This is a genomic window from Microbacterium sediminicola (genome assembly GCF_039531125.1).
GTDB classification, from domain to species: Bacteria; Actinomycetota; Actinomycetes; order Actinomycetales; family Microbacteriaceae; genus Microbacterium; species Microbacterium sediminicola.
In genome coordinates this window covers 164,830-186,343 of record NZ_BAAAPL010000002.1, presented here as the reverse complement: position 1 = coordinate 186,343, position 21,514 = coordinate 164,830, and the positions used below count along the sequence as shown (strand labels likewise).

16 protein-coding genes are annotated in these 21,514 nt (G+C 68.8%); 11 read left to right on the top strand and 5 right to left on the bottom strand.

The features are described 5' to 3' along the window. Nucleotides 1-11 precede the first annotated feature (11 nt). From ABD206_RS09350 to rocD, 3 genes are all read left to right on the top strand, one after another. On the top strand, nt 12-3,701 hold the full coding sequence (locus ABD206_RS09350) for a proline dehydrogenase family protein (RefSeq protein ID WP_344071816.1): 3,690 nt from the start codon (nt 12-14) through the stop codon (nt 3,699-3,701). A 175-nt stretch (nt 3,702-3,876) separates the two neighbouring features. After that, entirely contained in the window at nt 3,877-4,749 is an 873-nt protein-coding gene (gene ddaH, locus ABD206_RS09345; protein WP_344071814.1) for a dimethylargininase, read from the top strand. Further along, nucleotides 4,746-5,984, top strand: coding sequence for an ornithine--oxo-acid transaminase (gene rocD, locus ABD206_RS09340; RefSeq protein ID WP_344071812.1), 1,239 nt, complete (start codon nt 4,746-4,748; stop codon nt 5,982-5,984). Before ddaH ends, rocD begins: the two co-directional genes overlap by 4 nt. A gap of 8 nt (nt 5,985-5,992) precedes the next feature. On the opposite strand, the gene ABD206_RS09335 is transcribed toward rocD, so the two are convergent. Then, the gene (locus tag ABD206_RS09335; protein WP_425561198.1) at nt 5,993-7,525 is read right to left on the bottom strand and encodes a molybdopterin-dependent oxidoreductase; all 1,533 of its coding nucleotides are present in this window, start codon (nt 7,523-7,525) and stop codon (nt 5,993-5,995) included. A gap of 178 nt (nt 7,526-7,703) precedes the next feature. Between ABD206_RS09335 and ABD206_RS09330 the strand changes: the two genes are divergently transcribed. The 3 genes from ABD206_RS09330 to ABD206_RS09320 are packed head-to-tail and all read left to right on the top strand — an operon-like array spanning nt 7,704 to nt 11,154. Next, the gene (locus ABD206_RS09330; protein ID WP_344071808.1) at nt 7,704-9,386 is read left to right on the top strand and encodes a circularly permuted type 2 ATP-grasp protein; all 1,683 of its coding nucleotides are present in this window, start codon (nt 7,704-7,706) and stop codon (nt 9,384-9,386) included. Then, nucleotides 9,380-10,312 carry an alpha-E domain-containing protein gene (locus ABD206_RS09325; protein WP_344071806.1) on the top strand — a complete coding sequence of 311 codons (933 nt, stop codon included), beginning with the start codon at nt 9,380-9,382 and terminating at the stop codon, nt 10,310-10,312. The genes ABD206_RS09330 and ABD206_RS09325 overlap by 7 nt, the downstream gene beginning before the upstream one ends. After that, nucleotides 10,309-11,154 (top strand): transglutaminase family protein, encoded by an 846-nt coding sequence (locus ABD206_RS09320; RefSeq protein WP_344071804.1) that lies wholly within the window; start codon nt 10,309-10,311, stop codon nt 11,152-11,154. The genes ABD206_RS09325 and ABD206_RS09320 overlap by 4 nt, the downstream gene beginning before the upstream one ends. Here ABD206_RS09320 and budA read toward each other — a convergent pair. Together budA and ABD206_RS09310 are read right to left on the bottom strand one after the other, a co-directional pair. Then, nucleotides 11,138-11,875, bottom strand: coding sequence for an acetolactate decarboxylase (gene budA, locus ABD206_RS09315; RefSeq protein WP_344071802.1), 738 nt, complete (start codon nt 11,873-11,875; stop codon nt 11,138-11,140). The two genes, ABD206_RS09320 and budA, sit on opposite strands and share 17 nt — an antisense overlap. 53 nt (nt 11,876-11,928) lie before the next feature. Further along, nucleotides 11,929-13,422, bottom strand: a complete 1,494-nt coding sequence (locus ABD206_RS09310; protein WP_344071800.1) for an MFS transporter — start codon at nt 13,420-13,422, stop codon at nt 11,929-11,931. An 89-nt stretch (nt 13,423-13,511) separates the two neighbouring features. Between ABD206_RS09310 and ABD206_RS09305 the strand changes: the two genes are divergently transcribed. Beyond that, the gene (locus ABD206_RS09305) at nt 13,512-14,159 is read left to right on the top strand and encodes a TetR/AcrR family transcriptional regulator (RefSeq protein ID WP_344071798.1); all 648 of its coding nucleotides are present in this window, start codon (nt 13,512-13,514) and stop codon (nt 14,157-14,159) included. Nucleotides 14,160-14,285: 126 nt separating this feature from the next. After that, a complete protein-coding gene (locus tag ABD206_RS09300; RefSeq protein WP_344071796.1) occupies nt 14,286-14,912 on the top strand; it encodes an OsmC family protein in 627 nt (208 codons plus the stop codon). A 41-nt stretch (nt 14,913-14,953) separates the two neighbouring features. On the opposite strand, the gene ABD206_RS09295 is transcribed toward ABD206_RS09300, so the two are convergent. Beyond that, nucleotides 14,954-16,243, bottom strand: coding sequence for an MFS transporter (locus ABD206_RS09295; protein ID WP_344071794.1), 1,290 nt, complete (start codon nt 16,241-16,243; stop codon nt 14,954-14,956). A gap of 105 nt (nt 16,244-16,348) precedes the next feature. On the opposite strand from ABD206_RS09295, the gene ABD206_RS09290 reads away from it, so the two are divergent. Continuing rightward, complete coding sequence (locus ABD206_RS09290; protein ID WP_344071792.1) at nt 16,349-17,878, top strand: MFS transporter; 1,530 nt, start codon at nt 16,349-16,351, stop codon at nt 17,876-17,878. On the opposite strand, the gene ABD206_RS09285 is transcribed toward ABD206_RS09290, so the two are convergent. Continuing rightward, on the bottom strand, nt 17,864-19,471 hold the full coding sequence (locus ABD206_RS09285; protein ID WP_344071790.1) for a DHA2 family efflux MFS transporter permease subunit: 1,608 nt from the start codon (nt 19,469-19,471) through the stop codon (nt 17,864-17,866). The two genes, ABD206_RS09290 and ABD206_RS09285, sit on opposite strands and share 15 nt — an antisense overlap. Nucleotides 19,472-19,527: 56 nt before the next feature. Between ABD206_RS09285 and ABD206_RS09280 the strand changes: the two genes are divergently transcribed. Both ABD206_RS09280 and lplAB read left to right on the top strand, forming a co-directional pair. Next, complete coding sequence (locus ABD206_RS09280; protein ID WP_344071788.1) at nt 19,528-20,376, top strand: alpha/beta fold hydrolase; 849 nt, start codon at nt 19,528-19,530, stop codon at nt 20,374-20,376. A 33-nt stretch (nt 20,377-20,409) separates the two neighbouring features. Then, nucleotides 20,410-21,459 carry a lipoate-protein ligase LplAB gene (lplAB, locus tag ABD206_RS09275; protein WP_344071786.1) on the top strand — a complete coding sequence of 350 codons (1,050 nt, stop codon included), beginning with the start codon at nt 20,410-20,412 and terminating at the stop codon, nt 21,457-21,459. Nucleotides 21,460-21,514: the final 55 nt, after the last annotated feature.

The window sequence follows — 21,514 nt, the reverse complement described above, 5'->3', positions numbered from 1 at the left end:
AGGCTGAGCGCATGGACGAGATGCCCTCGGGGGAGACGCTGGCAGAGCGCGCGATCGCGCTCGCCTCACGGTGGATCGCCGAGGCGGCGGACGAGCCCGTAGACGCCGCGGCCCAACGCCTCGCCGACGTGCTGAAAGACCCGAACGGGCTTCCCTTCACCCTCGGGTTCGTCGACGGCGTCGTCCGTCCCGAGAGTCTGACGGCGGCGGCATCCAACCTCGCCCGCGTTGCCCCGCTCGCGCCGAGCTTCCTGCCCTGGTACCTGCGCGGCGCGGTGCGCGTGGGCGGCGCGGTCGCCCCGGTGCTGCCCTCACCCGTGGTGCCGATCGCTCGGCGGGCGCTGCGTGACATGGTCGGCCACCTCATCGTGGATGCGCGGCCCGACAAGCTCGGCTCGGCGATCACCGCGTTGCGGGAGCGGGGTGCGCGCCTCAACCTCAATCTGCTGGGGGAGGCCGTGCTCGGTGAGCACGAGGCGCAGCGGCGGCTGGAGGGCATCCACGAGCTCGTGGGGCGACCCGATGTGGACTACGTCTCGGTCAAGGTGTCCGCGATCTCGTCCCACATCTCGATGTGGGCTTTCGACGAGACGGTCGACGCCGTCGTCGAGCGTCTCATGCCGCTGTATCTGACCGCGTCCGAGACCGGCACTTTCATCAACCTCGACATGGAGGAGTACCGCGACCTCGACCTCACGATCGCGGTGTTCACGCGCATCCTCGAGGATCCGCGCCTGAACGGACTGGAGGCGGGGATCGTGCTGCAGGCCTACCTGCCCGACGCCCTGCCGGCTCTGCAGCAGATCACGGCGTGGGCGCGCGAGCGCATGGCTACGGGCGGAGCGCGCATCAAGGTGCGCCTGGTCAAGGGCGCGAACCTGCCCATGGAGCGCGTGGACGCGATCATGCACGGCTGGGCGCTGGCCACCTACGACCGCAAGGTCGATTCCGACGCGAACTACCTCCGCTGCCTGGGCGAGGCACTGCGCCCGGAGAACACGGCCGCCGTGCGGGTGGGGGTGGCCGGGCACAACCTCTTCGACGTCGCCTACGCGTGGCTGCTCGCCGGTGAGCGCGGGGTGCAGGCGGATGTCGAGATCGAGATGCTCCTCGGCATGGCCCAGGCTCAGGTCGCCGCCGTCTCGCGCGAGGTCGGCCCCGTGCTCCTGTATGTCCCCGTCGTCCATCCCCACGAGTTCGATGTCGCGATCAGCTACCTCGTGCGCCGCTTGGACGAGAGCGCGTCGAGTGAGAACTTCCTTTCGGCGGCGTTCGACCTGGCGGAGGACGAATCCCTCTTCGCACGTGAGCGCGACAGGTTTCTTTCCTCGCTCGATCGCGCCGCAGACCCGGGGCTTCGGGCCGCTCCCCACCGCACGCAGGACCGCACCGCCGAGGCCGAGCTGGGGCTCCGGCAGCAGGAGCGATTGTTGCGTGATGCCGCGCCGGTGGAGGGCGGTCTCACTCAGGCCGTCCTCGGGATCGCGGCCGCCACCGACGACACCGCGGCGGGCCTGTTCCGTTTCGGCGGGGTCGAATACGTCGAGACCGCGGTCTACGCCGAGACCGAGGACCGCGACATCGCCCCGGGAGCTCCCGGATTCCGCAATGCCGCCGACTCGGATCCGGCGCTGCCCGTGAACCGGGAGTGGGCGCGCGAGGTCCTGGCCCGCGTGGCGGTGTCGGCGGCCGGCGACGCCGTGATCGACGCGGCCCGGGTGGGAGAGTCCGACCAGCTCGATGGCATCCTCGAGCGAGTGCGCACAGCTGCCGCCTCCTGGGGAGCGATGCCCGCGGCCGATCGCGCGGCCATCCTTCAGCAGGCCGCCCGCGTGCTCGAGTCCCGCCGTGGAGAGCTGATCGAGGTCGCGGCCTCCGAGACCGGAAAAGTCTTCGCCGAGGCGGATGTCGAGGTCAGTGAGGCCGTCGACTTCGCGAACTACTATGCCGCGACGGCCCGCGAGCTCGACCGTGTTCCGGGCGCCGTCTTCGTGCCCGCCCGGGTCACGGTCGTCGCGCCGCCCTGGAACTTCCCCCTCGCGATCCCCGCGGGAGGGGTCCTCGCCGCGCTCGCCGCCGGGTCCGGTGTCGTCTTCAAGCCCGCCCCTCCCGCCCGGCGGTGCGCCGCCGTCGTCGCCCAGGCGCTCTGGGATGCCGGCGTTCCGCGCGAGGTCCTCGCTCTCGTCGACATCGATGAAGGCCACCTCGGTCAGCACCTGATCACCCACGACATGGTCGATCGGGTGATCCTGACCGGCTCGTGGGACACCGCGGCCCTCTTCCGCTCCTGGCGCCCCGATCTGCCGCTGTTGGCGGAGACCAGTGGCAAGAACGCGATGATCATCACGCCCTCGGCAGACCTTGACCTCGCCGCGGGTGACCTCATCAAGAGTGCGTTCGGTCACGCCGGGCAGAAGTGCTCGGCCGCTTCCCTCGCGATTCTGGTCGGGCCGGTCGGGCGTTCGAAGCGCTTCGCGCGGCAGCTCGTGGATGCTGCGTCGTCGCTGCGCGTCGGCCTGCCGAGTGATCCGCTGAGCGAGGTGGGTCCCGTCATCGAGCCGCCGCGGGGCAAGCTCGACTGGGCGTTGACGACGCTGGCGGACGATGAGCAGTGGCTGCTCCCCCCCGGGCTCGTCGATGCAGGACCTGAGTATGCGGGGCGCCTGTGGACCCCCGGCATCCGCGTGGGCGTCCAGCCCGGCTCGCGTATGCACCACGAGGAGTTCTTCGGCCCGGTCCTGGGGATCATGCATGCGAACACCCTGAGCCACGCGATCGAGCTGCAAAACGCCGTCGCCTATGGGCTCACCGCGGGTCTGTACACGCAGAGTCCCGAAGACCTCGCCCACTGGTTGCGGGATGTCGAGGCGGGCAACCTCTACGTCAACCGGGGGATCACCGGCGCCATCGTGCAGCGCCAGCCCTTCGGCGGGTGGAAGCGTTCGGCGGTCGGTCCCGGCGCCAAGGCCGGCGGGCCGAACTACCTCGCGCGCCTCGGCCGCTGGCGGGGGACGGATGCGGGTGCGCTGTCGTCGACCCTGCACCTGAAGGGTCTGGACTCGCGCATCACGACCGTGATCGAGGCCGCCCAGCCCTCGCTCGACTACCGCGAGTTCGAGTGGCTGCGTCGGGGCGCGCTCTCGGATGCGGTGGCCTGGGATGAGGAGTTCGGACGGGTGAAGGATGTCTCGCGCCTGGTCGTCGAGCGCAACCTTTTCCGCTACCGCCCGGTCGGTGTCGCCATCCGCGCCACGGCGGACGCGTCACTTCAGGAGGTGTTGCGCGTCATCATCGCCGGCATCCGCACCGGTTCGCCCATGTCGCTCAGCAGTGCGGTGGGTCTCCCGGCCCCCGTGCGTCGCGCACTCAGCGACCAGGGGCTGGACGTGTTCGTCGAGACCGAGGCACAGTGGCTCGACCGGGTCGCCTCACCGGCGCAGGATGTCGCGTCCGCCGTCGCCGGTGAACCCCCGGTATCCCGCCCCGAACGGGTACGCCTCGTGGGCAAGCCAGACGCGGTCGCCGCTGCGCACCGTGCCATGGCCGACGCTGTCGGGGGCGACCCGGATGTCGCGGTGTACGACGACGAGGTGACCACGGCCGGGCGCCTGGAGCTGCTGCCGTTCCTCCATGAGCAGTCGATCACCATCACCGCCCATCGCTTCGGCAACCCCGATCCCTGGACCGCCACCGTCATCTGACGCGCGAGGGGGACATGCCCCGGCAGAGAGCGGGCGATCCGGATGCTGACGTCGAGCATCCCGCATGAGATGATGGCCTCGGCGTGCTCGATTCGCCGGCATCTTCACTGCATCCTGTGTTTTGCTCCGTCGGGCCCCTGGACAGCGTCCGCCGCACTTCCCCTCAAGGAGAATGATGCACACGAACGCATCCGAGAACCGCACCGCCCACCGTCGCCGCTATCTGATGTGCCGACCTGAACACTTCACGGTCCGCTACACGATCAACCCGTGGATGCAGCCGGCCAAGCCCACGGACACCGCCAAGGCCCTCGCCCAGTGGCAGGTGCTCCACGACACCTATCTCGCACTCGGCCACGAGGTCGAGCTCATCGACCCGGCGGATGGCCTTCCCGACATGGTCTACACGGCCAACGGCGGATTCGTCGTGGACGGGATCGCCTACGCGCCGAAGTTCCGCTTCGAGCAGCGCGCGGGTGAGGAGCAGCACTTCATCGACTGGTTCCAGGGCCACGGTTTCGAGACCGTCGTGCCGCGCGAGGTGAATGAGGGTGAGGGCGACTTCCTGCTGGTAGGCGACGTGATCCTCGCCGGAACCGGCTTCCGCTCGACCGGCGACAGCCACCGCGAGGTGGGCGAGGTCTTCGGTCGCGAGGTCGTCTCGCTCACCCTCACCGACCCGCGCTTCTACCACCTCGACACCGCCGTGTCGGTGCTCGATCCCGTCGTCGGTACCGAGCGCGGCGGACCGGCTGCCGCGAACATCGCATACCTTCCCGGGGCCTTCGACGAGCGCAGCCAGGCGATCCTCGCCGAGCGCTTCCCGCACGCCATCCGCGTCTCCGACGCCGACGGCGCCGTCTTCGGGCTGAACTCCGCGAGCGATGGCAAGAACGTGTTCATCTCGCCCCGCGCAACCGGTTTCGAGGCGCAGCTGAAGGAGCGGGGCTACACTCCCGTTCTCATCGACCTGTCAGAGCTCCTGCTCGGCGGTGGCGGCATCAAGTGCTGCACGCTCGAGCTGCGACCGAAGGGAAACCCGGCATGACCGCCGCACGCTCACTGGACATGCCCTCGCTCGATACCGCGACGATCGGGATCATCCGTGCCGAAGACGAGCACGTCGCCCACAACTACCACCCGCTGCCGGTCGTGATCACGCGCGGCGAGGGCGTCTGGGTGACGGATGTCGAAGGCAAGCGCTACCTGGACCTGCTGTCGGCCTACTCTGCGGTGAACTTCGGGCACAGCCATCCGGCGCTGCTCGCCGTCGCGCAGGAGCAGCTGCAGCGACTGACGCTCACCAGCCGCGCGTTCCACAACGACAAGCTCGGACTGTTCGCCACGGCCCTGGCGGACCTCGCCGGCAAGGAACTCGTGCTGCCCATGAACACGGGCGCCGAGGCGGTCGAGACCGGCATCAAGGTCGCCCGCGCCTGGGGATACCGCGTCAAGCGCATCGCCCCGGATGCCGCCACGATCGTCGTCGCCAACGGCAACTTCCACGGCCGCACCACGACGATCGTCGGTTTCAGCGACGACCCGAGCGCGCACGACGACTTCGGGCCCTACGCGCCCGGATTCGTCTCGGTGCCCTTCGGCGATATCGCTGCGATCGAGGCGGCGATCGACGAGAACACCGCGGCGGTGCTGATCGAGCCGATCCAGGGCGAGGCGGGCATCATCATCCCGCCCGAGGGATATCTGCGCGCGGTGCGCGAGATCTGCACGAAGCATGGTGTTCTGTTCATCGCCGACGAGATCCAGGCGGGCCTCGGCCGGACCGGTGAGACGTTCGCCTGCGATCTGGAGGGCGTCGTCCCCGACATGTACCTCCTCGGCAAGGCGCTGGGTGGCGGCATCCTGCCACTGTCGGCCGTCGTCGCCGACCGCGACGTGCTGGGTGTCATCCGTCCGGGTGAGCACGGTTCGACGTTCGGTGGCAACCCGCTTGCCGCGGCCGTCGGCGAGCGGGTCGTGGCGATGCTCTCGACCGGAGAGATCCAGGAGCGCACGAGGCTCCTCGGCGAGCATCTCGCAGCCCGGCTCGAGGGCCTCATCGGTCAGGGGGTCACCGCGGTGCGCTGCGTCGGGCTCTGGGCCGGCGTGGACATCGACCCCGCTGTGGGAACCGGGCGCGAGGTCGCCGAGCGCCTCGTCGCCCGCGGCGTTCTCGTCAAGGACACCCACGGCCAGACGATCCGCATCGCGCCGCCCCTTGTCATCCGGGCCACCGAGATCGACTGGGCGATCGAGCAACTCCAGGTCGTGCTTGCGGGCTAGGGTTCGGGCTACGACACGTTGGTGATGATCGAGTCCCAGCCGGTGGCGCCGTCGGGTGCGGGGGAGGCCCGCTCCTCTGTCTGGGTCTCACCGTCGGCGTTTGTGGCGCGGCAGCGGATCGTGTGGGTTCCGGAGGTCGCTGACCACGGGATGCTCCATTGCACCCACGTGTCATCCGAGACGGTGGATGCCAGCTGTGCCTGCTGCCACGGACCGTCATCGACCTGCACCTCGACGGCCGACACCCCGACATGCTGCTGCCAGGCGACGCCCGCGATGACCGTCTCGCCCGCCGGAACCACGACTCCCTGGCGGGGCACGTCGATGCGTGACTCGAGCTTGATCGGCCCGAGCGCCGACCAGCCTCGCGGTGTCCAGTAGCCCTGCGCCTGGTCGAAGCGTGTGACCTCCAGATCCACGACCCACTTCGTCGCCGACGCGTAGCCGTAGAGTCCCGGCACGACCATGCGCACGGGGAAGCCGTGCTCGGCGGGGAGGGGCTCGCCGTTCATGCCGACGGCGAGGATCGCGTTGCGGTCGTCGGTCAGCGCTTCGATCGGCGTTCCGGCGGTGAATCCGTCGATCGAGGTGGAGAGCACCATGTCGGCATCCGCCTGCGGCACTGCCCGCGCCAGCAGCTCGCGGATCGGATATCCCAGCCAGACGGCATTGCCGATGAGGTCACCACCCACCTGATTGGACACGCAGGTGAGGGTCGTGACGCTCTCCTCGAGGGGGAGCGCCAGCAGCTCGTCCCAGGTCAAGACCACCGGGTTCTCGACGAGACCGTGGATGCGCAGACGCCAGTCGGCGGGATCGATCTGCGGCACCACGAGGGCGGTGTCGATGCGGTAGAACTCCGCGTTCGGGGTCACATACGTCGCCAGCCCGAGGATGTCGAGCTCCGCGCTCGCGGGGATCGCTGGGCCGGCGACGGCGGGAGCCGGGAGGCGCACGAGGTCGCGGACGACCGTCACCGCTCTGGCGCCCGCGCGGGCGATGTTCCCGGCCGTGGCCGCGGCCACACCGGCAACGGCGACGACGCCCATCCAGACGAGGGCCTGTCGGCGGTTGGGTGTGTCGGTGTCGGTGTCGGTGTCGGTGTCGGTGTCGGTGTCGGTGTCGGTGTCGGTGTCGGGCTTCGGGCGCAGCAGTCGGACGAGCAGTCCGAGAGCGATGGCCGACACGCCTCCGGCCACCACCGCGGGCAGCCAGGCGACTGCCGTCGCGTCGGCTCGCGTCTGCGCGACGATCGCACCGACCACCCCGATCGCTCCGAGCGTCACGCGACCCCAGGGTGGCACTCGGCGCTCGAGGACTCCGGCGGCCGCCGCGATCAGTACGAGCACGATCGCGATTCCGGTCAGCAGGGCGATCTTGTCGTTCGTGCCGAACAGGGCGATCGCGAGGTCTTTGCCCCAGGGCGGTGCGGCGTCGATGATGGCGCCGCCGATCGCGGCGAACGGGCTGGATGCCGGTGCGACGATCGCCGCGGTGAGCTCGCCGATACCCGCGCCGAGAACCGCCGCAGCCGCGCCCATGAGCCCGGCGACGACGTCATCCCGTCGGCGTGGCGCGTCACCCACCCTTCCGAGGCTAGCGAGGAGGGGGCCGGTTGTCTCTGGGAATACGGTGAGCCGCGACAACGGCCGCCGAGCTGTCACGCGCCCGCCGCCGGGAGTAACACCCGCGCAACATCCTCCGGACTAGGCTCATGTCATGGGCGACCTGTTCGACGGATACGGCTCAATGGCGGCGCCACGAAAGACCGCCTCGGGGATGCCGGCTTTCGATGAGATGTTCGCGGAAGTCACCGGTGGCAAGGCCCCCGCGCAGTCTCGCGAGGCCTATCGCGAGCTCTATCAGGCGCTCGCGAAGATGACGCAGGAGGAGCTGCGCGGCCGTACCGAGTCGCTGGCAAGCTCCTATCTCGCGCAGGGCGTCACCTTCGATTTCGCCGGGGAGGAGCGTCCCTTCCCGCTGGACGCGGTGCCCCGCGTCATCCAGTACGACGAGTGGTCGCGCGTTGAAGCCGGAGTCTCCCAGCGGGTGCGCGCGCTCGAGGCTTTCCTCGATGACGCCTATGGTCGCCAGCACTGTGTGCGCGACGGCGTGCTGCCCGCAGCTCTCATCGCCTCGTCTCAGTATTTCTACCGGCAAGCGGCCGGCATCCATTCGGCCAACGGCGTGCGCATCCAGGTCGCCGGCATCGACCTGATCCGCGATGAGCACGGCGAGATGCGCGTGCTCGAAGACAACGTGCGCGTTCCCTCGGGCGTGAGCTACGTCATCTCCAACCGGCGGGTGATGGCACAGACGCTGCCGGAGCTGTTCGTGTCCATGCACGTGCGCCCGGTCGGCGACTATCCCTACAAGCTGCTCGGCGCGCTGCGCGCCGCGGCCCCGCCCGGCATCGAGGACCCGACGGTCGTCGTCCTCACCCCCGGTGTCTACAACTCGGCGTATTTCGAGCACACCCTGCTCGCCCGGCTCATGGGCGTCGAGCTGGTCGAGGGGCGGGATCTGCTGTGCATGGGCGGCAAGGTCTTCATGCGCACGACGCGGGGCCCTCAGCGGGTCGACGTCATCTACCGCAGGCTCGATGACGACTTCCTCGATCCGCTGCAGTTCCGTGCGGACTCGATGCTCGGCGCACCTGGCCTGATGCTGGCGGCACGGCTGGGCAACGTCACGATCGCCAATGCCGTGGGCAACGGTGTCGCCGACGACAAGCTGCTCTATACCTACGTGCCCGATCTCATCCGGTACTACCTGTCCGAGGAGCCGATCCTCAAGAACGTCGACACCTGGCGGCTCGAAGACCCGGGTGCCCTCGAAGAGGTGCTCGACCGGCTCGACGAGCTCGTCGTCAAGCCCGTCGACGGCTCGGGCGGCAAGGGACTCGTGGTCGGGCCGGATGCCTCCCCGGCCGAGCTCGAGAAGCTGCGGAAGCGCCTCATCGCCGACCCGCGCGGCTGGATCGCGCAGCCGGTCGTCATGCTCTCGACCATCCCGACGCTCGTGGAGGACGGCGTCCGTCCCCGGCACGCCGACCTCCGCCCGTTCGCCGTCAACAACGGTGACGAGGTCTGGGTCCTGCCGGGTGGACTGACGCGTGTGGCGCTCCCCGAGGGGCAGCTCGTGGTCAACTCCAGCCAGGGAGGTGGCTCGAAGGACACGTGGATCGTCGGCGGCGAGGCACCCGGTCACGTCGAGTACGGGCAGGGCCAGGGACTCGCGGGGCTGGTCGCCGACCAGGCTGCCGTCACCGAGGCGATCCCGATCATCTACGACGGTCAGCCCGAGACCCCGCACAAGGGACGTGACGTGCCGTCCGCGCAGCACGAGCAGCAGCAACAGGGCGCGGATGACGCGACGGCGCAGGGCGGTGCATCATGCTGAGCCGCATCGCCGAGAGCCTGTTCTGGATCGGGCGCTACATCGAACGCGCCGACGGCACCGCGCGGATCCTGGACGTCCACCTGCAGTTGCTGCTGGAGGACCCGTGGATCGATGAGGACACCGCCTGCCGCTCCCTGCTGAGCGTCATGGGCTCGGCCCCGAGCGACGGGCTGGCGACGGTGCGCCGCGAGGACGTGCTGCAACAGCTGGCCGTCGATCGGATGCATCCCTCGAGCATCGCGTATTCGATCACCGCCGCCCGTGAGAATGCGCGGCGGGCGCGGGAGATCGTCTCCACCGAGTTGTGGGAGTCGCTCAACGCCACCAACTCGCGCATGCCGCGGCGTCTGCAGACCGACAAGGTGCACGACTTCTTCGGGTGGGTGCGCGAGCGCGCCGCGCTCGCCGTCGGCGTCGTGGACTCCTCGACCAGCCGCGACGAGTATTGGCACTTCTTCACGCTCGGTCGCAGCATCGAGCGGGCCGACATGACCGCGCGGCTCCTGGCGACCAGATCGCTCACCGAGGCATCCGGTCCGTCATGGACCACGATCCTGCGCTCGTGCGGCGCCTATGAGGCGTATCTGCGGACCTATCGCGGCATGCCGAGCGCGCGCAACGCCGCCGAATTCCTCCTGCTCGACCGGCTCTTTCCACGTTCGATCATCTACGCCATCCAACAGGCGGAGGAGTGCATGTCGGGCATCGATCCGCGCGCCGATCGCGTCGGGCACTCCAACAGTGTGTTGCGGGCGCTCGGCAAGATCCGCGCCGAGCTCGAGTACAAGCCGATCGCCGACATCCTGCGGGAGCTCACCGACGAGATGGAACGCGTGCAGGTCGTCACCCGGGAAGCCTCCGAGGCCATCCGACTGCGCTTCTTCCCGACCCAGGCCGAACCCAGTTGGATCGGAGAGATCTCATGAAGCGCCTCCGGATCGAGCACCAGACCTCGTTCGCGTATCAGGGTGATGTGTCGGCCTCGTACAACGAAGCGCGGATGCTGCCGGGATCGACCGACAGCCAGTTCGTGTTGAGTGCGTCGCTGGACATCGAGCCGTCCACGTCGGTCAATCAGTATGTCGACTACTTCGGCACCCGGGTGACGTCGTTCGACACTCTCTCGCCCCACGACTCCCTCACCCTCACCGCGCGCTCGCTCGTCGAGGTGCGCCCGCGCCCGATCGAGCCGATCGATCTGACCTGGGAGCAGCTGGAGCGCGAGGCTGCACGATCGGTGGAGATCGTCGAGCAGATGACCCAGACCCCGCGCACGAAGCCCCACAAGGAAGTCGCGGCGATCGCCCGCTCGATCACCGCCCAGCACGAGCATCCCGGCGATGCCGCACGCGCGATCGCCGAGGCCCTCGGTGACGCGGTGGAGTACACGCACGGCATCACGGGCGTCCACTCGACCGCGTCGGAGGCCTGGGAGGCACGCAAGGGCGTGTGTCAGGACATCGCGCACATCGTCCTCGGTGCGCTCCGCGAGGTCGGCATCCCCGCGCGTTATGTATCGGGGTACCTTCACCCGCGTGCCAACGCGGAGGTCGGTGTCGCCGTCGAGGGCGAGTCCCACGCGTGGGTGGAGTGGTACGCCGGGGCGTGGCAGGGCTTCGACCCGACCAACGGCTCCGAGATCGGCGACAGGCACGTGCTCATCGGCCGTGGCCGCGACTACAACGATGTTCCGCCGGTGCGCGGCGTCTACGCCGGCCCGTTCAAGAGCGAGTTGTCGGTGAAGGTGACGATCACTCGCGAGGCGTAGGCGGCGCGTTCTCCGCCCGGGTGACCTGTTCGCGCAGGTCATCGGGATCGAGGTGTGCCTGCGCGAACGGTGCGGACTGTGGCAGCTCGAGGTGCAGGTCGGTGCCGACGCAGAGGCTCACCGTGCCGTGACGCAGCTCGTGGTCGAGGACGTGACCGCCCGAGCGTCGATCGGTCGTGAGGAAGTGTGCGTGATAGCCGGGGACGGCCAGACCCTCCTCGAATGCCGGGCTGCGAAAGCCGACGATCGTGCCCTCGACGTCGGTGAGCTCGGTCACGGTCTCCTCGTCGGTGGCCGCCACCAGCGGGCGGTACGGGCGTTGCTGGACGTGGACGGCGCGCACGCGCATCGATGAGAAGACTCCGTCGACGCGCACGGCGTACATGTAGTTCGCGGAGGCGATCGCGGTATCGATGCGCTGCAGCAGCGCGGCACGTGGGGTGGGTGCGTCGATGTCGAACCCGGTGTGCGGCGCGAACGTGGTCACGACCGCATAGGGCGTCAGGTCGGACGGTGCCGCGACCGCCGCGGACCCGTCGTCGCGCAGTCGGTAGCAGACACCGTCGAGGATGACCATCTCGCCATCCAGCCCGTCGAAGGTCCCGATCCCGAAGTCGCCGCGCGACAACAGGGTGCTGACGGTCGTCTCGCCGTCGTAGACCCCGTCCAGGAGGGCCGCCATGACGCCCGTCTGGTAGATCGTGTGTCGGGATGCTTTCACGGGCGCCATGCTAGCGAGGACCGTGCGCGCGGATGAGGACGCGCGGATGAGGATCAGTGCGCCACCACCGGCTCGGCGTCGGCGGATGCCGCGTGCAGCGCGCTCGCGACTGAGAACCGCTTGCGACGGAACAACAATGCGGCGATGACGGCGCCCCCGGCGAAGAACGCTGCGCTCCACCAGTACGCGACGGTGTAGCTGTGCACGGCGGCCTCGGCGGCGACCGCATCGGTCGCGGGCTGGTGACCGGCGATGTAGTCGGTCAGTGCGGTCGCTGCGAGCGTGTTCAGCAGTGCCGTGCCGATCGAGCCGCCGACCTGCTGGCTCGTGTTGACCATCGCGGAAGACACCCCGGCGTAGCGACGGTCGATGCCCAGCGTCGCGGTCTGGATGGATGCCGGCATGATCGTCCCCATGCCGAGCCCCAGTGTGAGCAGCGGGGCGAGCGCCTGAAGATACGTGCTGTCGGCATCCAGTCGGGTGAACAGCACCATGGCGGTCGCTGCCAGGAGCATGCCAGCCGGCACGAGGATCTTCGGGCCCAACCTGGGAAGCAGCACGTTGGTGCTCAGCTGGGCCGCGATCACGAGCATCACGATCATCGGGAGGAAGCCGACGCCGGTCTCCATCGGCGAATAGCCGAGCGTCAGCTGGAAGTAGTACGTCACGAACAGGAACACCCCGAACATGCCGGCGCCGGTGATGAGCACGGAGATGAACGCCGCTCCGCGGTTGCGATCGACCACGACGGGAAGCGGCAGGAGGGGGTGCCTGGCGGCGTGCTGCCAGAAGACGAACGCGACCAGGAGGGCACCGGCGGCCACGAGCGAGCCCCAGGCCCAGGGGGAGTCCCACCCGTCGGTCTCGGCGCGGGAGAAGCCGAACACGAGACCGAAGAGTCCTGCCGAAGCGAGGAGTGTGCCCGGGATGTCAAGCTGCGGGCGAGGACCGGTCCGGCTGATCGAGGGGACGAAGAGCAGCGCAAGGACGAAGGCCGCGGCAGCGAAGAAGACGTTGATCGTGAGGTTCCAGCGCCAGTCGAACTGCTCGGTGAGGTAGCCGCCCAGGAGGAGACCGACCGCGCCGCCGGCGCCGGCGATCGCGCCGAAGACGCCGAACGCGCGTGAGCGCTCTCGCGGAATCGTGAAGGTGGTCGTCAGCACCGCCAGCGCAGTGGGTGCGAGCAGCGCGGCGAACACGCCCTGGAGTGCGCGGGCGGCGACGAGCATCTCGAACGAGGGCGCGAGACCTCCCATGAGGGACGCCGCTGCGAAGCCGATCAGTCCGATGAGGAAGGCGAGCTTGCGGCCGATGAGGTCGGACAGTCGTCCTCCCAACAGCAGCAGGCTGCCGAAGGCGAGTGAGTAGGCGGTGACGACCCACTGGCGGTCGCCGTCGGAGAAGCCGAGGTCTGCCTGTGCCGCGGGGAGCGCGATGTTCACGACGGTGGCGTCGAGCACGACCATCAGCTGCGCGATGGCCACGGTGCCCAGGGTCCACCAGCGGCGGGTGGAGAGGGCAGGGGAGGTGTCTGCGGATGTCGTCACAGCGCCAGAGTATACGAAACCGAGGAGTATCGGAAATGAACGGTTTCTGAAGTACGATAGATGTCACGCACCCGCGTGAGGAGAAGAGCATGACAGTCGAGGCACCGTCGCCGGACGCGGTCGCTCCCGCGCGCCTGGGACGTCCGCGCGACGCATCGCGCGATGCCGACATCCTGGAGGCCACGCTCGAAGTCCTCGCCGAGCACGGCTACGACGGCATGACCATCGACATGGTCGCCGCGCACGCGGGTGCCGGCAAGGCGACCGTCTACCGACGCTGGCCGTCGAAGGCCGATCTCGTGATCGACGCGGTCGCCTGCATGAAGATGCGCGACATCGACCTGGAGAATCTTCCCGACACCGGGTCGCTGCGCGGCGACCTGGTGGCACTCGTGCGAGCACCTGAGCTTCCCGAGGCGGAACGCAAGATGCGGGTCATGGGCGGGGTGATCTCGCTCATGTCGCGCGAGCCCGAGCTGGCCCAGGCCGTCTATTCGGCGATCCTCGCGCCGCGCATCACGATCAACCGTGCGCTGCTGCAGCGCGCGAAGGAGCGTGGCGAGATCCGCCAGGATGCCGACGTCGACAAGCTCGCCGCACTCGCGCCCGCGATGACGGCTTTCCGTACCCTCGCCGAGCGCAAGCCTGTCGACCGTGCGTTCCTGCTGTCACTGATCGATGACGTCGTGCTGCCGGCCGCCGGGGTGGCGACGCCCACGGTGCATGACGGCCCGTGACGGTGCGTGACCTCCCGCGACGCTCGATGACCGTGGCGTGACGCTGCGTGACCCACCATGACGTCGAGTGTCCGGGAGTGACGGGCGAGCGTGCGCTGTGCCCGGTCGCGTGACTACGGTCGCGGCATGACTGACACCCTCACGACTGCTTCCACCACTGCTTCCACCACTGCCTCGACCGCCGTCCCCACTGTCGTCCCCACCGCCACGGCCCTCGGTGCGGAGCTCCGCACCATCGAGGGCGCGGAGCGCGCCTCACGCCTGGATGCCGCGGCATCCGCGTGGAACAGCCGCATCGACGCCGACCGTACCGCCGCACACCTCACCTATCGCGTCCGCGGCATCGGGGAGGGGTCCGTCGCGACCCGGATCCGCGCGGGAAACCACGAATTCGTCGTCGATGAGCCGACCGCGCTCGCCGGGGATGACGAGGCCGCCAGCCCGGTGGAGTACGCGCTGGGCGCGATCGCCGCCTGTCAGGTGGTCGTGTTCCGCCTTTACGCCCATGCCCTCGACATCCCGTTCGACGACATCGATGTCGCGGTCGAGGGAGATCTCGATGCCGCCCGACTGTTCGGCAAGGACGAATCCGTGCGCGCCGGCTTCAGCGAGGTGCGCGTGCAGATCTCACTCAGCGGCAGCGCCGCCGAGAGCGACTACGAGCGTCTGCGTGACGTCGTCGACGCGCACTGCCCCGTGCTCGACCTGTTCGCCAACCCGACGGCGGTGACCACGACCGTCCGCAAGGTCTGAGGGTCAGGCGACATGCCGCGGCAAAAAGTGGGACATCCGGCTCAGGGCTCGGGCGTATCCGGGGCGGGGCGCACCGTGGAGAGCGGGCGCGTCTCGTCCAGGGCGAGGCGGAAGCGTGCATCCGGGGTGCGCCGCAGGCGCCCCGATGCCACGAGCCACACGATCGCGATGGCCGAAGCCACGAATGCGGCGATCGCCCCGACCTGGATGGCGGCGCGTGGGCCGAGCTCGGCGGCCACCCACCCGATGATCGGCGCGCCGATCGGCGTGCCGCCCATGAGGATCGCGACGTAGATCGCGAGCACGCGGCCCCGAACGGCCGGCTCCGTCGTGGTCTGCACGTACCCGTTCGCGGTGGACAGCACCGTCACGACGGCAAAACCCGTGAACATGAGCGTGACGGCGTAGAGCCAGTACAGCGGCATGAGGGAGGAGATCGTCGCGGCGATCGCGAACAGCAGCGTCCCCGCGATGATCACCCGCACGCGCGCGCGGTCGCGACGAGCGGCGAGGAGCGCGCCGGTGAGCGAGCCGATCGCGAGGACGGAGCTCAGCACACCGAACCCGTCGGCGCCGGTGCCGAATTCGAGCGCCATCGTCGAGGCGAAGATCGGGAAGTTCATGCCGAAGGCGCCGAGGAGGAACACCACGGTGAACACGATGACGAGGTCGGGGCGGGTGCGCACGTAGCGGAAACCGTCAGCGAGCCGCGACCGCCCGGCCATGGACGCGCGGGGCGTGAGCTCACCGGGGCGCATCACGGCGAGCGCGACGATCATCGCGAGGAAGGTCACACCGTTGACGAGGAAGACCCACCCGGTGCCGATCGCGACGGCCAGAAGACCCGCGACCGCGGGCCCGATCATGCGGGCGGCGTTGAACGATGCCGAATTCAAAGCGACGGCGTTGCTCGTGTGCTCGCGATCGACCAGGTCGGACACGAAAGACTGGCGCGCGGGATTGTCGAATGCGGCGACCAGCCCCAGCGTGAGCGCGAACGCATACATCAGAGGAAGCGTCATCTGCCCGGTGACCAGGAGTGCGCCGATGCCCACGGCCAGCGCGAGCTGCCCGGTCTGGGTCAGAAACAGCAGCGTGCGTCTGTCGAAGCGGTCGGTGACCCATCCGGTCACCCCCACCAGCACGAGCGGCGGTGCGAACTGCAGCGCCATCGTGATGCCGACGGCCGCGGCATCCCCCTCGGTGAGCTCGGTCAGCACAACCCAGTTCTGGGCCGTCGCCTGCATCCAGGTGCCGATGTTCGAGACGAGAGCGCCGATGAACCAGACCCTGTAGTTGAAGATCGACAGGGATCGGAAGGTGGAACTCACCGTTCCAGTATCGCCCCGCGGCCGCGCGGGAGCCCTCCGGTCACATTCACGGCTCGTTCACCAATGTGTCAACCGGAGTGTGGGTGCGCGCGTCATCATGGCCGCATGTCCGCAACAGCGATGGCGCAGCATCTGAACACCCTGAAGTTCGGATCGACGCACAAGAAGGTGTGGTGGCTGTCGGCCCTGGGCATCATGCTCGACGGCTTCGACTTCTTCATCCTGGGCGTCGCGCTGCCCCTGATCGTCGTCCAGTGGAACATCTCACCGCTCGAGACCGGACTCGTCTCCAGCGCCGCCGTCGTGGGCGCGATCGTCGGCGCTTCGCTGATGGGGCGTCTCGCCGACAAGATCGGGCGCAGTCTCGCCTTCAAGATCGACCTCGCGATGTTCGTCGTCTTCGCGCTGGCCTCGGCGTTTGCTCCCGACATCTGGTGGCTCATCGCGTTCCGCTTCCTCTTGGGTGTGGGCGTCGGGGCCGACTATCCGATCGCATCCACGTACGTGGCCGAGATCTCGCCCACCCGCTCGCGCTCGCGGTTGCTGATCGGAGCCTTCAGCTTCCAGGCGGTCGGCCAGCTGCTCGGCGCTCTGGTGGGGCTGGTCGTGCTGTCGGCGCACCCCGATCCGAACGCCTGGCGGTGGATGCTGGCCTTCGGTGTCATTCCCGCGGTGATCATCGTGCTGATGCGCCGCAACGTCCCCGAGAGCCCGATGTGGCTGGCCTCGATGAGGCGCTATGACGAAGCGGTCGACGCCCTCCAGAAATTCACGGGTCGCCGCCTGACCGTGGATGAGGTCCGAGAGGTCACGGCCGAGGAAGCCGTGGCGGGAATGACGTCGCCCGGGAGCGCCGGTACGACGACCGTCGTGGAGAAAAAGGAGATCTTCTCGAAGGATGTGCGGGGTGCGACGATCCTCACGTCGGTGCCCTGGTTCTTCATGGACATCGCGACCTACGGGATCGGCGTGTTCACCCCGACGATCCTCGCGGCACTGGCGCTCGGCAACGCCGCCAACAGCAACTACATCGCGGACGACATCACCTCGACCGAGGGCGCCGCTTTCTTGGACATCTTCCTCATTGTGGGCTTCGCCGCTGCCATCCTGCTGGTGCGCAAGCTGGGGCTGATCTTCATGCAGACCGTCGGCTTCGTCGTGATGGGGGTGGGACTGATCGTGTTGGGTGCCACTGACTTCATGTCGGATGCCAACCCCTGGACGCTGGTGATCTTGTTCACGGCGTTCGCCGCGTTCAACCTCTTCATGAACGCGGGCCCCAATTCGACCACCTTCGCGCTGCCTGCCGTCGCGTTTCGCACCGAGAACCGCGGCGCGGGTGCGGGATTCGCCGCCGCCGCGGGCAAGTTCGGGGCGGCGTTCGGCACGTTCTTCTTCCCGATCATGCAGGACGACTGGGGGCTGTTCCCGACCCTCATGGTCATCGCCGCAGGGTGCTTCGCCGCGGCGCTGATCACCTTCGTCTTCCGTCGCCACGCGACGCGGGCGCTGGGTGAGGATGCGACGACGGCGAAGATCGTGACGATCGACCCCGCCGCGGTGCTCGCCGACCACGCGGCGTCGTCGGTGACTCGACAGACGCCGTCACCGCTGCCCCCGTCAGCTGATATCTGACCCGGTCTCGCCCGCGGCGACGCGCGCGTCGTCGTGGCGGCGGGAGGGAATGGCGAAGGTCGCCGCCAGCCCGACCGCGAGGAATCCGGCGGCGGTGAAGGCCGACCACCTCGTGCCGTCCGAGAACGCCGTCTTGGCGTCGTCTGCGAGCGCCGCGGTGGTGGAAGACGCCGCGAGTTCCTCGATCGCGGCTCCCGCGCTGTCGACCACGGTCGACACGACCTGATCGACCTCGTTTGCGGGCAGTCCGCGGGCATCGAGCGCGGAGGTGAGCACGCCGGCCGTGCTCGTGAACAGGACGGTTCCCAGGATCGCGATGCCGAGCGCTGCGCCGACCTGACGCGAGGTCGACTGCGTTCCCGATCCCTGACCGCTCTGGGCGACGGGCACATCGGCGAGGATCACACCCGTCAGCTGCGCGGTGGCAAGGCCCACGCCGAACCCGTAGACGAACAAGCCGGGGAGAACCCAGCCCCAGGCGGCGTCGGGGGCGATCGCGAGCCCGACAGCGACCACGCCGACGATCTCGGCGATGATGCCGATCCTGACAACGCTCACCGCTCGGACTCTTCCGGTGGACGCTCCCGCGGCGCCGCTCGCCACGAACGAGCCGACCGCCAGCGCGAGAAGGACGAAACCGGTGTGAAGAGCGTCGAGCCCGAGGACGAACTGCAGCCACAGCGGCAGGGACAAGATGAGCCCGAACTCGCCGAGCGAGACGATGAGCGCCGCGATGTTCCCGTACCGGAAGGTCGGAATCCGGAACAGCCCCAGGGTGATCAATGCCGGCTTGCCGACGCGCTCGCGGCGCAGGCACCAGGTGATGAAAGCGCCGGCGGTCACGACGGCGACGCCGAAAGCGATCGGCACCGGCGATACCTGCCACGGCCACGTCCATCCGCCGATGGTGAAGTCACCGTCGACACTCCACCACCCGAGCGTTCGGCCTTCGATCAGGCCGAACACCAATGCTCCGAAAGTGACGAAGGACAGCATCCCGCCGACATAGTCGACCCGGCCGGCTCCGCGATCCCGTGACTCGGTGATCGTGAGCAGCACGCCGATCACGATCACGATGCCCAGGGGGATGTTGATGCCGAACGCCCAGCGCCACGAGAAGTCGGTGGTCAGCCATCCACCCAAGAGCGGGCCGACGGCGGCCATCCCGCCGATCGTCGAGCCCCACACGGCGAAGGCGATCCCTCGCTCGCGCCCACGGAAGCCCGCGTTGATGAGAGACAGTGTGGTCGGCAAGATCATCGCCCCACCGATGCCCTGGATCAGCCGGGCCAGGATGAGGGCGTCGCCCGTGGGTGCCAGTGCTGCTCCCACCGATGCGGCCGCGAAGATCACGACGCCGGTGAGCATGAGTCGTCGCCGGCCGACCCTGTCGGCGAGGGAGCCGAAGACCAGGAGCAGCGAGGCGAAGACCAGCGTGTACGACTCCTGCACCCACTGGACCTGCGTCGAGGTGATGCCGAGGTCCTCGACGATCGACGGAATCGCGACGTTGACGATCGTCGAGTCGACGATGATCAGCGAGACCGCGATGCTGATGAAGACAAGTCCGAGCCACCGGCGGGAAGAGTGCATATCGCTAGAATAGCTAGCAATATCTGCGGAGCGCCATGCCTCGGTAGGCTCGCTGCATGCCGGAGTTCATCGACGCGCACGGCGTCGCCATCGTCTATGACGTCCACGAGCCATCCGGAACCGCGCGGGGCGCGCTCCACCTGCTGCACGGCGTCGGAGACCACGCCGGCCGGTACGCATCGGTGATCGCCGCGCTCACCGGGGCGGGGTTCCGCGTCTACGCCGATGATCACCGCGGGCACGGGCGAACCGGCGTTCGCCAGCACGGCGATCCGGGAAAGCTCGGGCGACTGGGCGTCGGCGGTATGCCGGCGACACTCGCAGCCGTCTGGCAGCTCGACGAGCTGATCCGCGCCGAGAACCCCGGGCTGCCGCTGGTTCTCCTCGGCCACTCATGGGGTTCGTTCTTGGCGCAGATGATCGTGAATGACCACCCCGAAGCGATCGATGCGCTCATCCTCACCGGAAGTGCGCTGCGCTGGCCCGGATCGCTCAATTCGGGTGACCTCAACGCGCCCTGGAAGGGGCCGGATGCCAACGGCATGGAGTGGCTGAGCACCGACACCGAGGTGCAGCGCGCGTTCCTGGACGACCCGCTCACGACCTCCACCCCGCTGCTGAAGCTGTTCGGCCCGGTGGACGCACTGCGGATCATGGGCAGGCCGGGGAAGCACCTCGGTCGCGATATCCCGACGCTGCTCATGGTCGGGCGGGACGACACCGTCGGCGGCCCCCGGAGCGTGCACCGGCTGGCCGAGGCCTACCGCACCCGGTCGGGTTTCACGGATGTCACGACGCTGGTCTATCCCGGAGCTCGGCACGAGATCTTCAACGAGGCCCAGCAGGCCGAGGTGCGCGCCGACCTGATCGCGTGGCTGGACGCCCATATCGCCGCACGGGACTGAGCGGGGAGCTCCGCGTGATCCTAGGCTTGTCGCATGCACGGTGAGTACAAAGTCCCCGGCGGCAAGCTCGTGGTCGTCGATCTCGACGTCCGAGAGGGGCGGCTCGCCGATGTCCACCTCGCGGGGGACTTCTTCCTCGAGCCGGACGAAGCGCTCGCCGACATCGATGCGGCGCTCACGGGTCTGCCGGCTGAGGCCGATGTCGCCACGATCGCCGCGGCGGTTCGCGCGGCGCTTCCCGAGGGGGCGCAGCTGCTGGGGTTCACGCCGGAGTCGGTGGGCACCGTCGTGCGCCGCGCCCTGATCACGGCGCCCGGATGGCGCGACTTCTCGTGGCAGATCGTGCACGAGCGCCCGGTGTCCGCGCACATGAACCTCGCGCTCGACGAGGTGCTCACCGCCCGCGTCGGCGACGGGCGTCGGTCGCCGACGCTGCGGCTGTGGGAGTGGAACGAGTCGGCTGTGGTCATCGGCTCGTTCCAGTCATACCGCAACGAGGTCGATCCCGAGGGAGCGGCCAGACACGGCTTCGACGTCGTGCGCCGGATCTCGGGTGGCGGCGCGATGCTCATGGGGGCGGACGCGATCATCACGTATTCGCTCTATGTGCCGGCGGCGCTCGTGGCGGGAATGACCTTCGCCGACTCGTACGCCTATCTGGACGACTGGGTGCTCGAAGCGCTGCGGGCCCTCGGGATCGATGCGGTGTACCAGCCACTCAACGACATCACCGGCCCCGACGGCAAGATCGGCGGTGCCGCCCAGAAGCGGTTGGCCAACGGCGGTGTGCTGCACCACGCGACCCTCAGCTATGACATGGACGGCGCGGTGCTCACCGACGTCCTGCGGATCGGTCGAGAGAAGCTCTCCGACAAGGGCACGACCTCGGCCGCCAAACGTGTCGACCCGCTGCGTCGGCAGACCGGGTTGCCGCGCGAGGCGATCATGCAGAAGCTCTCCGACACCTTCGCCGCGCGGTACGGCGCAGCTCCCGGACGTATCACCGATGAGGAATACGCCGAGGCTGAAGCGCTCGTGGCATCCAAATTCGCCACCGACGCCTGGCTGCATCGCGTCCCGTGACCGCGCGTTCCGTGATCCAGCTCCACCACTCCGACAACCTGCCGGTGCTGCGTGC

Bases quoted from the DNA above. Each gene is read 5' to 3' on its own strand.
- ABD206_RS09335 (WP_425561198.1), bottom strand. From the start codon at position 7,525: ATGGGCGCGGCTGCGGCGGTTCTCGGCGCGGGTATCGGCGAGCTCACC.
- ABD206_RS09300 (WP_344071796.1), top strand. From the start codon at position 14,286: ATGACTGACACCCTCACGACTGCTTCCACCACTGCTTCCACCACTGCC.
- ABD206_RS09285 (WP_344071790.1), bottom strand. From the start codon at position 19,471: ATGCACTCTTCCCGCCGGTGGCTCGGACTTGTCTTCATCAGCATCGCG.
- ABD206_RS09280 (WP_344071788.1), top strand. From the start codon at position 19,528: ATGCCGGAGTTCATCGACGCGCACGGCGTCGCCATCGTCTATGACGTC.
- ABD206_RS09325 (WP_344071806.1), top strand. From the start codon at position 9,380: ATGCTGAGCCGCATCGCCGAGAGCCTGTTCTGGATCGGGCGCTACATC.
- lplAB (WP_344071786.1), top strand. From the start codon at position 20,410: ATGCACGGTGAGTACAAAGTCCCCGGCGGCAAGCTCGTGGTCGTCGAT.
- ABD206_RS09305 (WP_344071798.1), top strand. From the start codon at position 13,512: ATGACAGTCGAGGCACCGTCGCCGGACGCGGTCGCTCCCGCGCGCCTG.
- ABD206_RS09330 (WP_344071808.1), top strand. From the start codon at position 7,704: ATGGGCGACCTGTTCGACGGATACGGCTCAATGGCGGCGCCACGAAAG.
- ABD206_RS09290 (WP_344071792.1), top strand. From the start codon at position 16,349: ATGTCCGCAACAGCGATGGCGCAGCATCTGAACACCCTGAAGTTCGGA.
- ddaH (WP_344071814.1), top strand. From the start codon at position 3,877: ATGCACACGAACGCATCCGAGAACCGCACCGCCCACCGTCGCCGCTAT.
- ABD206_RS09350 (WP_344071816.1), top strand. From the start codon at position 12: ATGGACGAGATGCCCTCGGGGGAGACGCTGGCAGAGCGCGCGATCGCG.
- ABD206_RS09320 (WP_344071804.1), top strand. From the start codon at position 10,309: ATGAAGCGCCTCCGGATCGAGCACCAGACCTCGTTCGCGTATCAGGGT.
- rocD (WP_344071812.1), top strand. From the start codon at position 4,746: ATGACCGCCGCACGCTCACTGGACATGCCCTCGCTCGATACCGCGACG.